12 protein-coding genes are annotated in these 13,759 nt (G+C 67.9%); 6 read left to right on the top strand and 6 right to left on the bottom strand.

The genetic code is table 11. The features are described 5' to 3' along the window. Window positions 1-5 precede the first annotated feature (5 nt). Window positions 6-515 (bottom strand): SRPBCC family protein, encoded by a 510-nt coding sequence (locus N8I71_RS07760; protein WP_262877384.1) that lies wholly within the window; start codon window positions 513-515, stop codon window positions 6-8. A 341-nt stretch (window positions 516-856) separates the two neighbouring features. On the opposite strand from N8I71_RS07760, the gene N8I71_RS07755 reads away from it, so the two are divergent. From N8I71_RS07755 to N8I71_RS07735, 5 genes are all read left to right on the top strand, one after another. Continuing rightward, window positions 857-1,249: a hypothetical protein gene (locus N8I71_RS07755; protein WP_262877383.1), complete on the top strand. Its 393-nt coding sequence runs from the start codon at window positions 857-859 to the stop codon at window positions 1,247-1,249. Between the two features lie 43 nt (window positions 1,250-1,292). Beyond that, window positions 1,293-1,607 (top strand): DUF883 family protein, encoded by a 315-nt coding sequence (locus N8I71_RS07750; protein ID WP_262877382.1) that lies wholly within the window; start codon window positions 1,293-1,295, stop codon window positions 1,605-1,607. An 8-nt stretch (window positions 1,608-1,615) separates the two neighbouring features. Then, a complete protein-coding gene (locus N8I71_RS07745) occupies window positions 1,616-2,035 on the top strand; it encodes a phage holin family protein (RefSeq protein ID WP_262877381.1) in 420 nt (139 codons plus the stop codon). A 23-nt stretch (window positions 2,036-2,058) separates the two neighbouring features. Further along, entirely contained in the window at window positions 2,059-2,913 is an 855-nt protein-coding gene (locus N8I71_RS07740) for an alpha/beta fold hydrolase (RefSeq protein WP_262877380.1), read from the top strand. Window positions 2,914-3,123: 210 nt separating this feature from the next. Beyond that, window positions 3,124-4,782 carry an ABC transporter substrate-binding protein gene (locus N8I71_RS07735; RefSeq protein ID WP_406676088.1) on the top strand — a complete coding sequence of 553 codons (1,659 nt, stop codon included), beginning with the start codon at window positions 3,124-3,126 and terminating at the stop codon, window positions 4,780-4,782. Between the two features lie 48 nt (window positions 4,783-4,830). Here the strand turns inward: N8I71_RS07735 and N8I71_RS07730 are convergent, their stop codons facing one another. From N8I71_RS07730 to N8I71_RS07710, 5 genes are all read right to left on the bottom strand, one after another. Next, window positions 4,831-5,310 (bottom strand): DUF2165 domain-containing protein, encoded by a 480-nt coding sequence (locus N8I71_RS07730; protein ID WP_262877378.1) that lies wholly within the window; start codon window positions 5,308-5,310, stop codon window positions 4,831-4,833. Window positions 5,311-5,330: 20 nt separating this feature from the next. Then, window positions 5,331-6,224, bottom strand: a complete 894-nt coding sequence (locus N8I71_RS07725; RefSeq protein ID WP_262877377.1) for a TauD/TfdA dioxygenase family protein — start codon at window positions 6,222-6,224, stop codon at window positions 5,331-5,333. Window positions 6,225-6,237: 13 nt separating this feature from the next. Next, a complete protein-coding gene (locus tag N8I71_RS07720) occupies window positions 6,238-7,668 on the bottom strand; it encodes an FAD-binding oxidoreductase (protein WP_262877376.1) in 1,431 nt (476 codons plus the stop codon). Then, the gene (locus N8I71_RS07715) at window positions 7,661-8,911 is read right to left on the bottom strand and encodes an amidohydrolase family protein (protein ID WP_262877375.1); all 1,251 of its coding nucleotides are present in this window, start codon (window positions 8,909-8,911) and stop codon (window positions 7,661-7,663) included. The genes N8I71_RS07720 and N8I71_RS07715 overlap by 8 nt, the downstream gene beginning before the upstream one ends. A gap of 414 nt (window positions 8,912-9,325) precedes the next feature. Beyond that, window positions 9,326-10,618 (bottom strand): MFS transporter, encoded by a 1,293-nt coding sequence (locus N8I71_RS07710; protein WP_262877374.1) that lies wholly within the window; start codon window positions 10,616-10,618, stop codon window positions 9,326-9,328. A gap of 275 nt (window positions 10,619-10,893) precedes the next feature. On the opposite strand from N8I71_RS07710, the gene N8I71_RS07705 reads away from it, so the two are divergent. Continuing rightward, a complete protein-coding gene (locus tag N8I71_RS07705) occupies window positions 10,894-13,758 on the top strand; it encodes a monovalent cation/H+ antiporter subunit A (protein ID WP_262877373.1) in 2,865 nt (954 codons plus the stop codon). Window position 13,759: the final 1 nt, after the last annotated feature.

The raw sequence follows: 13,759 nt of genomic DNA, 5'->3' as shown, positions 1-13,759 counted from the left end.
GAGGGTTAGGCAGCGGCTTCGAGGTTGGCAAGGCCGCGTTCGAAGGTCGGCCCCACCCTGCGGTCCATGAAGAGACCGATGATCCGGGCGACGGGGTTGAAACCCATGTCGGCCTCCATCGACCAGGTCACGCGTGCGCCGCCGTCATGCGGTTCGGCGCGGATTGTCTGGGCGGGCGTGCCCATGGCTCCGAGGTCGATCCGGTAATGCACCGCGTCGCCGGCAAGCCCGGTCACGGTCTGAGTTCCGCGCCCCTCCCGGCCCTCGAAACGGAACCCCGAGCCGATGCCGGTTTCGGGACCGAAGAGCGTGATCGCCAGTTCGGGGTCGGTGTCACGATAGGGGTTGAAGCGCTGGTAGCCCTGTCCGGAGGCGGCAAGGCTCAGGACAAGTCCGGGATCGGCGTCGATGACCGCCGCGCGCTGGACATGCACGTGCCGCGGCAGAAGCAGCGTGCCGGCCCCCAGCACAACGAAGAAGGCGGCGCCCGCGCCGAGGAATTGGATCAGGGTCACGTCGAGGTCCTTTCTATCTGACCGAGGGCAGAAGCGCCCTCGTATCCCTGACGAACGGGCCTCTCTCCAATCGACACGCGGGCGGATTTTTCTTGAGGGGTGGCGCGGCGGGTCGGACCGCCTCCCTCGCCCTCGGATCGGGGGACCGGGCCGCGAAGGGCGCCGGACCCTGCCCCATTCCGATGGATCGGAGAGAAGATTTGCACTAACAATCTTCTTGTCGGCGTGGATCGGCGCGGGGCTCCCCGGCATCGCGAGGCGGATTTCAAACCCTCGCAGGCGGCCCGAGGCGCCGGCGGGACCAAAGGGCCGACGAGCGGCGGACGCCGCCGGAGACCGACATGCATTCGTGCGCGAAAGACATCTCGGAAAAGGCGCTGCCCGTCGGCGTGATCGTCACGGTCTTCCTGTTCAGCGCGCCCGCCCTCGGCCCCTTCGCGGCTGCCCTTCCCTGTTCAATCCTCGTCTTGGTGGCCCTGCTGACCTTCCATGCCCGTCTGGCCGAAGGTTGCGGCAGATGGCGTGGCCTCGCCACGGCGCTGACCGCGGATGGCGGGCCCGAGCGGATCGGCCTGAACCTGGCCGCGATCCTCGTCCTCCTCGGCGCGGCCGCCGGATTGCGTGTCCGGGGCCTCGCCGGCATCTGCGCGCAGGGCCTCGTCCGGACCCTTTCCTGGCCGGGTGAAGAAGGACGCCGTCACCGCGCTCTGGATGCGCCGCAACCCGATCCGTAACATTCCGACCAGAGTATCGAACCCAAGTCGAAAGGACCCCGACATGACCGACACGTCTTCTCACGGCTCCGGCAGCGAAGACCTCGAGCGCCAGTTCCAGGTCATCCGCGACGACATCACGAAACTGACCGGCCTCCTGCGGGAGATTGGCGAGGCGAAGGCCGGCGAGGCGCGGGACGCGGCGCTGGCCGAGGCTGCCGAACTCCTCGAGCGTTCGCGCGCCACCCTCGACGAGGGACGTCTCAAGGCCCGGCAGGCCACGGCTTCGGTCGAAGGCTACATCAGGGAAAAGCCGGTGCAGTCCGCCCTCATCGCGCTGGGGGTCGGCTTCTTCGTCGGCCTCATGTCGCGTCGCTGAGGTCCGGCATGCTGGAGGATCTCATCGGCGCCTTCGTCCGGTCGCAGTTCGGCGATGTCCGGCGGCGGACGACAGGGGCGATGCTCGAACTTGCCGCCTTCGGCATGATCGGGCTGGCGATCTTGTTTGTCTTCGTGGCGATGTACCTGTGGCTGTCGGCCCGGCTGGACATGTGGCTCGCCGCGCTGATCGTGGCGGCGGTTGCGCTGGCGGTCGCCGCCGTCCTGTTGCTGGTGGGCCGGTCGCTTCTGCGGCGCAAGGCCCGCAGGAGGCAGGACGACGCGCTCTCCAGCCTGCAGGCGCTGGGACTGCTGTCGCGGCAGCCGGACGCCTCGGACGAGAAGGATCGCACCGAGGAACCGGGCGCGATCATCGTCGGCGCGGCGCTTGCGGCCGGCGTCCTTCTGGGACGGTCCTTCGGGCGCTAGCGGCCTTCGCGCGGAGTGGTTGCATGGCACGGGTCGAGGCCAACGGGATCATGCTGGAGGTGGAGTGTCACGGCGACCCGCACGCCGTGCCGATCGTCCTGATCCGAGGTCTCGGTTCGCAGCTGATCCAGTGGCCGGACCGCCTGATCGGGGATCTTCTGGCCGCCGGGCTCCAGGTCGTCACCTTCGACAACCGCGACGCGGGCCTGTCGCAGAAATTCGAAGGCGCTCCCGCCTACACCCTGACGGACATGGCGGCCGACACGGTGGGCGTGATGGATGCCCTCGGCATCGGGCGGGCGCATGTGCTCGGCATGTCGATGGGGGGCACGATCCTGCAGATCATGGCGCTGGAGCATCCCGCACGTCTTCTGAGCGGCATCGCCGTGATGTCGTCAAGCCGCGCGCCCTACCTGCCGAAGGCGCGCCCCGAGGTGCAGGCGGCCCTTCTGTCCTCGGCACCAAGCGGACGGCGGGAGGACGTTGTCGCCCACGGGCTATCCACCGGCAGGCTGTGGCAAAGCCCCCGCTGGCCCTTCGACACGGCCGGGCGCGCGGCGTTGATCGGGCGGCTCTGGGACCGGTGCTACTGCCCCGAGGGCGTGTCGCGGCAATACGGCGCCATGGTGGCCTCCGAGCCCGACCTTGCGCGGATCGATGCCATCAGGACACCGCTCCTCGTCATTCACGGGACCGAGGACACCCTCCTGCCGCCCGAGCATGGCCGCGACATCGCCCGAAGGGTGCCCGGCGCCCGCCTGGTCGAGATCGAGGGAATGGGCCACGACCTTGAGGGCGATCTGCCCGGATTGGTCGCGGACCACGCGGTCCGGTTCATCGAAACGGTCTCGCGGGGCGGGAAAACGCACAACGAATAGTCATTTCGCGGCTGGCAGGGGGGCCTGCGCCCCGCCCGGCCCCCTTCCTGTTGCCAGGCGTGGCCGCACTGGACTAGCCTTTCCCTGACTCTGGCACAGTCAAAAGGGCCAAGCGGACCCCGCGATCGAGATGATCCGGGCGTTGCGCAGTTTCTTTTGACACATCGCGCCGCGACACGGCGCACATGCCAGGGAGGGCCAACCATGCCCATGACCTATCGCTCCGCCGGCGAGTTGCCGGATCATCTCCATGCCGCAGCCAGGGCCGCCCGAACGTCGGATTGCGCGATGACGCGGCGCGAATTCCTCGCCACGGCGAGCATCTACGGGGCCTCGGCGGCAACCGCCTACGGGATGCTGGGCATGGCCGCCCCCGCCTTGGCGCAAGGAACGCCGCGGATGGGCGGCACCGCGCGGATGCAGGGCGTCCTCAGGGCGATGAAGGATCCTGTGACCTTCGATTTCAACATGCTCGCGAACTTCGCGCGCGGCTGGCTAGAATATCTCGTCACCTACAATTCGGACGGCACCTTCACGCCGCAATTGCTGGAGGGTTGGGACGTCGCCGACGACGCGTCGCAGTATACCCTGCACGTCCGTCCGGGCGTGACCTGGAACAATGGCGACGCGTTCACGGCCCGGGACGTGGCCTTCAACCTGCGCCGCTTCTGCGACACCTCGATCGAGGGCAACGCCCTCGCCCCGAGGCTGGCGGCACTCATGGCCGATGGCCAGGCGCGGGAGGACGCGATCGAGGTGGTGGACGATCTGACCGTCGTCCTGACCCTGTCCGAGCCCGACATCGCGCTCATCGCCAACCTTTCCGACTACCAGGCGGCGATCGTGCACCCGAGTTTCGAAGCCTCCACGATGCTCGACGATCCCATCGGAACCGGCCCCTACATCCCCACCGCCTACGAAGTCGGTGTGCGCGCCGTGCTGGAAAAGAACACCGGCCACAGCTGGTGGAACGAGGGCAACGGCGCCTGGCTGGACCGGATCGTCTTCGCCGATTACGGCGAGGATCCGGTGACCTGGGTCGCGGCGGCCGAGGCCGACGAGATCGACCATATCTATGCGCTCGAAGGGGATTTCGTGGACGTCTTCGGCGCCTTCCCGGACTGGCGGGTCGAAGAGATCGCCACCTCGGGAACCATCGTCATCCGTCCCAACCAGCTGACGGAGGTGGACGGCATCCGCCCCTACGAGGATGCCCGTGTCCGCAGGGCGCTGGCGCTCGCCGTCGACAACCAGGTGATCCTCGATCTCGGCACGGCGGGCCAGGGCATCATGGCCGAGAACCACCACGTCGCGCCGGTCCATCCCGAGTACACGCCCATGCCCATGCCCCGGCGCGATCCCGAGGCGGCCATGGCGCTTCTGGCCGAGGCGGGCATGGCCGATTACGAACATGAACTGATCTCGCTCGATGCGGGCTTCATGAAGGACAGCGCGGATGCCTGCGCGGCACAGTTGCGCGATGCCGGTATCTCGGTCCGGCGCACGGTCATCCCGTCCTCTTCCTTCTGGAACGACTGGGACGGCTATGCCTTCTCGACCACGATCTGGAACCACCGCCCGCTCGCGGTGCAGACCTTTGCCGTCGCCTATGTCTCGGGCGCGGTCTGGAACGAAACCGGGGTCCACAACGAGGAACTGGACGGCATTGTCGCCGAGGCGCTGACGACGCCCGACGTGGAGGCACGGCGCGCGCTCATGTTCCGGGCGCAGCAGATCATGCAGGAAGAAGGCGTCACGATTCAGCCCTACTGGCGGTCGATCTTCAACGCGCAGAAGACGGGGCTTCGCGGCGGCGAGATCCACCTGTCGCAGGTCATCGATCCGCGCGCCCTCTACTGGGAGGCGTGAGACCCGCACGGACCAGGGGCCGCCATTGCGCGGCCCCGCTTCTCTGCTTCAGATCATCAGCACGATCAGAACGAAGAAGCCCCAGAACATCAGCATGAAGTGGTTGGACTGCGCCCATTGGTGGCAATACCAGTAGGCGAAGTAGTTTCCCCCGATGATGAAGCCGCCCCAGATCAGGGTGAAGAAGGCCGAGGCGACGATCGCCGTGCCCGTGGCCAACGGCGCCGGCACCGCACCACCGGCGGCAAGCACCAGCAGGATGGCGCCGGCGAAAAGCGCCACCGCGGCAAGCGTCTCGGCGGCGCGCATCGCGTGGAAGAGGCGGCGGATGCTCACCGGATCGTCGATCCGCCGATGGGCGATGAGCCGGTAGTCCTCGGGGTATTCCTGCGCCATGAGGTCGAGGCGGACGACCATGGCCACGGCCTCCTCGTTCATGCGGGGGTGACGCCAGTTGTCCGCCACCGCGACCACCATCCAGGTTCCGAGACCGGCGACGAGGGCGGCCTCGACAAGAAGCAGGATCACCTCCATCCCCCGCGTCCCCGTCAGGCCGGTTCGGCGGCGACGCGCAGGCCGGTCAGACCGTCGCTTTCGCGCGCGCTGGAACAGATGCTGGCAAGCTTCCTCGGCTGCTCGTAGGGCCAGGGCGTGCCGCGATGCATCACCGCCCGCTGATCCCAGAGCAGGACGTCGCCCACCGCCCAGCGATGCGAGTAGACATATCGGTCCTGGGTGCAGAAATCGGTCAGCTCCGCCAAGAGCGCCTCGCCCTCGGCTGCGTCGTAGCCGTCAACCGCGAAGGCGTGGCTCGCGAGATACAGCGCCTCGCGGCCGTTCACCGGATTGGTCCAGACCGCGCTCCAGTGCTGATCGGGCCACTTGTTGAACATCGGCAGGCGCGAAAGCTCCTCGGAGATCTTCTTGCGCGAGTGGCTGTAGCGGTGCCAGATGCCACGCCCCGCGATGCGCGCCCTGAGCGCTTCGGGCATCTCCGCCCAGGCGGCGCGGGTCGAGGCGAGTTCGGTGGCACCGCCCGACGTGGTGACGATCCGCGCCACGAGGATGTTGGTCAGCGCAGGCACCGGCAGGAAGGTGCTGTCGGAATGCCAGAGAAAATTCGTTTTCAGGTTCAGGGTCTTGAGGTCCATCTCGCCGCTCGTGGTGCCGTCCTCCAGCACGTTGGATACCTCCGGGATCCTGAAGACTTCGCCCGGCTTGCGCTCGTCCGCCTCGCGGTCCTCGATCGGCCCGAAGAGACCGGCCAGGTCGAGATGCTTCTCGGGGCTCAGATCCTGCCCCCGGAAGAGCAGCGCGGAATGCTCCTCGAACAGCGCGCGGATCTCAGGGAAAAGGTTGTCCGCGGTCACCGTCATCAGGTCGAGGCCCTTCACCTCGACGCCGAAGGCGGGGTTGAGCGGGATCAGTTCGAAATGTGCCATGCCGCGTGCCTCCTCAGGTTTCAGTGGCGTTGGGTCCGGACGGGCCGAGCCGTTCGATCTCGTCGGCGGAGAGGTGGCGCACCTTCTCCCATTCCAGCGACTTGCCGGGGTTCAGAAGGCCCCTGGGATCGAGCCGCTTCTTCCAGGCGAGGTGCCGGTAGTCCGGTTGCATGTGATTGCCCTCGATCACGTGGACATGGGCATCGTAGACGGTGAATCCGTCGGCCTCGTAGGTCGCGTTGATCTCGGCGAGGCGCTCGGGCGTGGAAAACCAGACGATCGGCAGGTCGGCGCAGTAGATCGTGCCGCCGCCCCGGGTGAACTCGTGATGCGGCCAGACATCCTCGCCCTGACGGGCACGCATCCGCGCGACACGGTCCGCATCGGCGGGATCGGGCACCCCGATCTGCTGATAGGTGGCGGAACGGTCGGACTTCAGCACCTGCAGCGTGGTGTGGTTGTAGGCGAACTCGAAGACGTGGGGCAGTTTCGCCGCCTGGCGTTCCGCCTCGTCCATGGCGAGGTGCAGGACACCGTCGTGCCCGCCGACCAGTGCGCGCAGCGCCTCGAGATGCTCGCGCGGGACGAGTGTTACCAACAGGTTGCGGCCCTTGGGCACATGGGCGTCGAGACGGGGAAAGAAGTCGGCGATGCGCGCGTCCACGACCGAGCAGAGCTTGCGCGCGATCTCGGCGTCCGGGACGGCGGCGAGGGCGTAGCCGGCCGAGTAGGCGTCGCGGTAGCTGTCGAAACCCGCGATGCAGCCGACCCAGTCCCGCGTCGGCACGGTGCGCAGCGTCACCTCGGTGATCGCTCCGTTCAGTCCCCAGGCGTGGTGAACGCGCAGCGCCTCTTCCCCGTCGAAGACATGCTCGACCGGCGCGGCCTCCACCGACAGGACCTTGAGCCGGATGATGTTGCCCTTCTCGCGCAGGGGGCCATTCGCGACCGACCCGATGCCGGCCGAACCGCCCGCGACGAAGCCCCCGATCGTGGCGATATCCTGGGTCGAGGGAAACATGGCCATTTCCCAACCCTTCGGGATGAGCGCGGCGTTTATGTCGGCCATCAGCGCGCCGGCCTCGACCCGCACGAAACCCTCGCCGATCTCGAGGATGCGGTTCATCGCGGTGGTCTCGACGATCAGCCCGCCTTGCAGCGGCACCGCCTGCCCGTAATTGCCGGTGCCGCCGCCCCGGAGCGTGACGGGGATGCCGTGGGCATGGGCCACGGCCAGAACGTGGGCCAATTCCTGCCGGGTTTTCGGGCGCACGACGAGATCGCCGAAGGACCGGCGCAACTCCGCGTTCAGGATCGGGGAATACCAGAAGAAGTCCCGGCTCCGCTTCTTCACGGTCACGGGATCGTCGATCACCTCGACGGGGGCGAGGGCGTCGGCGATGCGGGACCAGTCGACGTCGGTGCGTGGGGCGGTATCAGGCATGGGACGCTCCGATGGTCTGGTCCAGGGAGAGCGGCGGCGCGGCGCCGGCGATGAGGCCGGACAGGCTCGGCACCTCGAAACAGAGGAGATCGGCGACCTCCGCGCCATCCACGTGCAGCGGCGCGAGCCCCATCGCCCGGCGCGCCGTCGTCGTGATCGCGGGCAGGTGTCGCCCGAACGGCGGATCGAGATGCGCCGCCAGAACCGCGAGCGAAAGCGAGTGGAGCGGATCGTGCCGTCCGACCGGGCAGAAGGCGTCGCGGACATTGTCGGTTCCGATGACGATCCCGACACCGCGCGCAGCCAGTTCATGCAACCGCGTGATCCCGCGCCGGTCCGGCGTCCCGTCGCGGCGCCCCTGCAGGTAGAGGTTGGTCGCGGGCAAGGCCACGACCGCGATCCCGGCGGCCGCCAGCTTGTCGCCGATGCGCGCCACGTCCGCCTCCTCGCGCGAGGCGAGGCTGCAGGCATGGCCGCACAGGACCGGCCCCTCGAACCGGGTTTCGGCGGCGACGTCCGCGATCAGTTCGATCCCGTCCAGCGCCGGGTCCAGCCCCTCGTCGACATGGAAATCGAGCGCGAGCCCGTATCGGTCCGCCAGCGCGAAGAGGTTGCGGAGCCCCTCGCGTCGGTCGGAATGCTGCAGCAGGAAACTGCCCAGGACGCCGTCGGTCTGGGCGACCGTCCGCGCCACGGCTTCGGCGCGGGCGCGGTCGGCCATCTCGTCGATACCCGTCAGGGCGGCGCGCTGGAGCGTAACGCCGCGCGGGGCCACCTGCTCCGCCAACTCGCCCAGCACGTCCCACGCAAGCGGACGTTCGGGATAGCCGTGTCCCGTGGCCCAGTCGACATGCGTGCGCACCACGCCGCAGCCCGAGGCGATGAGCTCGGCAAGCCCGCGCCCCGCGCGCTGCCGCAGATCCTCCCTGGTCCAGAGGGCCTTGTCCCGCAACTGCGCCGCGATGCCGGCCGCGAGATCGCCGCCCACCTCGGTGCAGCGCTCCACGCTGTGACACTTGTCCAGATGCACATGAGCTTCGGCGAGCCGGGGGATCACGATGCGCGTGGGGCGCCCGAGGTCGGGATCGGGGTCGAGCCGCTCGACCCGCCCGGCCCGGATCACCAATGTGCCGCAGCGCAGATCGCCCTGCCCGATGCCGCCGAACACATCGGGACGCGACAGGAGGCTTGCCGGAACCCCGACACCGGGAAGGCGGATGGTCTGCGCCAGTTCGTCCATCATCTCGCCGCCCCGTGAAACCGGAAGATCGGATAGCCGGCGCCGACCGCGCGCCGCCCCGCCGACAGAAGGCGCGGGCCGCCCGATGGCGCCCGGTTCCAGTGCTCGCAATACCGAAGACGTCCTTGCACGATCAGCCGCCCTTCCCGTTCCCGGGTGGTTTCGCGGCCCTTGTTCATCCGTGCCAGAGACATGTCAGCTATGCCAGACCGCGAAGCCTGCCGCAACACCGACGATACCCACGCCGCCCGGTATCCCGGCTGGCGCCGCAAATGCGCTGATCGACGAAGGGTCGGCCCAAGCACGCGGGCGGTTCAGGACAAGCGTTTCGCGGCGTCACTGCGGGGGAATGGCCGGGACGGCCGAGATCGTAATTCCCGCTGGAGGGCGCGGCGGCTTTCGCCCCATGCCATCGCCTCAGGCCGAACCGGCACGTTCCGCGGCCAGTTCGCCCTCCCGGAATTTCCCGGTCTCGGACGAGGCCGGGATCGCGGGGAAACCCTGGATGGCGATGCGTGCGGCCCCGAGCCTGGGATGCAGCTTGCCTGCGAGAACCCAGGCCGACAGCAATCCCACTCCGCCCGCGACAAAGACCCCGGACACGGGCGCCACGAGAAGCACAAGCCAGGCCACGCCGGGCGTCAGGATGCCCGAGACATCGCGATAGCTGGCATAGATCGCGGACATTTCCGTGCGCTCGGCGGGTTTGACCGCCAGCAGGAACGGCAGCCCGGCCGAGACATCCAGCAAGATCAGGAAGAACGACCCCGCCATGAGGCAAAGAACGGCGATCTGCGGGATGCCCGGCTGAAGCCCGGCCAAAAGGAACAGCATCCCCGACAGGACGAACCCGGTCCGCACCGCCGTCCGAACGGACCTGCGCTGCATGTACCTGAGCATCAGGGGCGTCACGAAGAGAGTGGCATTCGAGATCGACAGGGCGATGCCCCCCATGTGCTCGCCCAGGCCGTTCTGGACCGAGAAGATCGGCAGGTAGACGACGTAGACCCACCAGCCGCATGACCGCAGAACGGCGAAGATCCAGCCGGCCACGAGACGCGGCTGCGCAAGGAACCGGCGGAAGTAGGCGAAGGGATTGGCCGGCGCTGCGCGGCTCTTCGTGATGAGCTTGCCGTTGCCCAGCCGCATGACGAGGAAGATGACGAGCATGGCCAAGGCCGCGAGCGCCGCGATCAGGAATGGCGCGGGCTGCCACCAGCCGTAGAGGAACACCCCGAGCGCCGGGCCGACCGTCCAGCCCAGCGCGCTGTAGAACAGGCGCGAGGTCTCCAGCCGCCCGAGGTCGACCCTGGCGATGTAGTCGAGCACATAGGCGTTGAAACACACGAAGGTGGTAACCACCGCGAAGGTCACGAGGGCCAGCCCTGCGATCGCACCCGCAGGGGTCGGCACCGTCGCCAGCAACGCCCCCACGACGAACATGATGTTGCCGGTCACGTAGACCCATCGCCGGGGCACGAACCGCACGAGGAAGGGCACCAGCAACCCGATGACGAGCGACGCGACACCGACGCCGAAATAGACCTCGGAGACGACCGCCGCATCCTGCAACGCCCGGTACATGACGAGCGGGAAGACCGAGATCAGGATGCCCCGGGCGATGGCCTCCGTTCCCGCCAGCACCGCGAATCCGCGAACGCCCGGCGCGGGTGCATGGCGAAGCCATTCAGGAATTCGGCGTTCGTGCATCTGCGCTGCTCGGCCTGGGACAGAGTTCACCAACCAGAACCGGGGGCGGCCTGCATTGCCAGTTGCGACGCGATGTCGTTTTTTTTGCGGTCCGGTTCGACCTCGAAGCGGCCGAGGTCTGCGGCGCCCGACCAGGGCCGGAAGGCCAGGCGGCAGGGGCCTGGCCGGCGCCGGGCCGCGACAACCGGACTTTCGCGCGGCAAAACGTTTCGTTGTATCGACTTTGCGCCCCCGATAGGCATTGGGCGAACAACAAGTCACGATAAGGCCAGACTATGAGCCACGGGGGACACCTCCTTCTGCTGATCGCGCTGCTGCCCTTCGTCGGGGCGCTGCTTCCGGGCCTCATGATCCGGGCCGGGCGGACCGTTTGCGCGTTCTCGACAGCCGTGCCCACGGCGCTGGCGTTGATCATGCTGCTGATCCTCGCGCCCGCGGTCCTGAGGGGCGAGGTGATCCAGGCGGAAATCGAGTGGTTGCCGCAGTTGGGGTTGTCGGCCTCGTTCTTCCTCGACGGCCTCGGCCTGCTGTTCGCCGGGATGATCCTCGGCGTCGGGCTCCTGATCACGCTCTATGCGCGGTTCTACCTGTCGGCCGAGGACCCGATGGGGCAGTTCTACACCTATCTCCTGCTGTTCCAGGGCGCGATGCTGGGCATTGTCCTGTCCGACAACATCCTGCTTCTGCTGATCTTCTGGGAGCTCACGTCGCTCAGCTCCTTCCTGCTGATCGGATACTGGAAGCACCTGCCCGAGGGACGCCAGGGCGCGCGCATGGCGCTGGCCGTCACCGGCGCTGGCGGCCTCGCCATGATCGGCGGCATGCTGATCCTCGGCAACATCGTCGGCAGCTACAACCTGACCGACATCCTGCAGGCGGGCGACCAGATCCGCGCCTCCGAGTGGTACATGCCCGCGCTGATCCTGATCCTGCTCGGTGCCTTCACCAAGTCGGCGCAGTTCCCGTTCCACTTCTGGCTGCCGCACGCGATGGCCGCGCCCACGCCTGTCTCGGCCTACCTGCACTCGGCCACGATGGTGAAGGCGGGCGTGTTCCTGATGGCGCGGATGTGGCCCGTCCTCGCGGGGACCGACGCATGGTTCTACATCGTCACCACCACGGGCCTCGTGACGATGGTGCTGGGCGCGCTCATCGCGCTCTTCAAGGATGACCTGAAGGCGCTGCTGGCGTTTTCCACGGTCAGCCACCTCGGGCTTCTGACGATGCTGCTCGGCTTCGGGACGCAGGCCGCTGCGGTCGCGGCCGTCTTCCACATCATCAACCACCTGACCTTCAAGGCCGCGCTCTTCATGACCGCGGGGATCATCGACCACGAGACGCATACCCGCGACATCAAGAGGCTCGGCGGCCTCAGGCACCTCATGCCGATCACGTTCCTGATCGGGACGGTCGCGGCCCTGTCGATGGCGGGCATCCCGCTTTTCAACGGGTTCCTGTCCAAAGAAATGATGCTGGAGGAGGCCTCGCACACCTATTGGGCGGGCAGCGAATGGGCGGTGCCGGTGCTGGCAACGCTGGGCGCGCTTCTGTCGGTCGCCTATTCGTTCCGCTTCGCGGTGCATGTCTTCCTCGGCCCGGTGCGCGACGACTACCCGCACAAGCCCCACGACCCGCCCTTCGGCATGTGGGCCGCGCCCGCGCTCCTGGCTGTCCTCGTCGTCATCATCGGCGTCGCGCCGTTCCTCGCCGAAGGCGTCGTGACGGCCGCCGCGAACGCGGTCACGGGCGCCGATCTGCACCCCCACCTGAAGATCTGGCACGGCGTCACGCCCGCGCTCTGGATGTCGGGCATCGCGGTTCTGGGCGGCGCAGTCCTGCTGATACTTCACCGCCCGCTCGACCGCGCCTGGATCGCGGCCCCCCGGCCCGAAGCCAAGGCGATCTTCGACCGGCTTGTGTCGGCTTCCGTCGCCCTGAGCCGGGGCATCACGGAATGGTCGCACAACGGGGCGATCAGCCGGTATCTCGCCATCTTCACCGTGACCGCCGTCGCGCTCGGCTGGATCGCGCATTCCGGCGGCGGCCTGTCGGCGCCCACGCGTGGGCTGCTGCCCGTGCCGCCGGTCATCGCGGTGGGCTGGATCATGCTGATCGTGGCGACGTTCCTAGTGGTGGCCCGCCATCGACAGCGCTTCCAGGCGCTGACGGTTCTGGGCATCATCGGCCTCTCGATCTCGGCGGGCTTCGCCTATCTCTCGGCGCCCGACCTGGCGCTGACGCAGATCTCGGTCGAGACGGTGACGATCATGCTCCTGCTGCTCGCGCTGCACTTCCTGCCCAAGACGACGCCGGCAGAAAGCCCGCTCGGCCTGCGGCTCCGCGACGGTGCCATCGCGCTTGTCGCGGGCGGCGGCGTCGGCGCGCTTGCCTACGCCTTCATGCTGCGCGACATCGAGACGATCTCGGACTACCACATCGCCAACAGCTACGAGGGCGGCGGCGGCACCAACGTCGTCAACGTGATCCTCGTCGACTTCCGTGGCTACGACACCTACGGCGAGATCATCGTGCTGGGGATCGCGGGCTTCTTGATCTACGCGCTGATGCATGCCCTGCTCGACGGCCCGGCGGCACGGCGGCTGAAGAACACCGACTATGCGCAGGATCGGTCGCGCGACCGCCACCCGCTGATGATGGTCGTGGTGACGCGCGTCCTGATGCCCATCGCGATCGTCGTCGGCCTCTATATCTTCCTGCGCGGCCACAACGAGCCGGGCGGCGGCTTCGTCGCCGGCCTCGTCATCGCCATCGCGCTGCTGATGCAGTACATGGCTTCGGGCTTCGCCTGGACGCAGGAACGCAAGCGGATCGAGTATCACACCATGATCGGCCTCGGCGTGGTGATCGCTGGGCTGACGGGGGCCGGCGCCTGGCTGGCCGGAATGCCCTTCCTCACCAGCGCCTACACCTATGTTCACCTCCCGCCGATCGAGGAATTCGAGCTGGCGACCGCGATGCTGTTCGACCTCGGCGTGTTCCTGACGGTGCTCGGCGCGGTCATGCTGATGCTCTACAGCCTGAGCCGCATCGCGCGCTTCGCCGGGGAAACGGTGAACGTGGACCCCATGGATTACGACCCCGGCGAACAACGCATCGCCGAAGCCGAGGCGGAGCGCTGAC

It is taken from the genome of Roseicyclus sediminis, from assembly GCF_025515305.1.
GTDB classification, from domain to species: Bacteria; Pseudomonadota; Alphaproteobacteria; order Rhodobacterales; family Rhodobacteraceae; genus Roseibacterium; species Roseibacterium sediminis.
The sequence above is the reverse complement of the archived record's forward strand: the minus strand, read 5'-3'. Positions and strand labels throughout refer to the sequence as shown.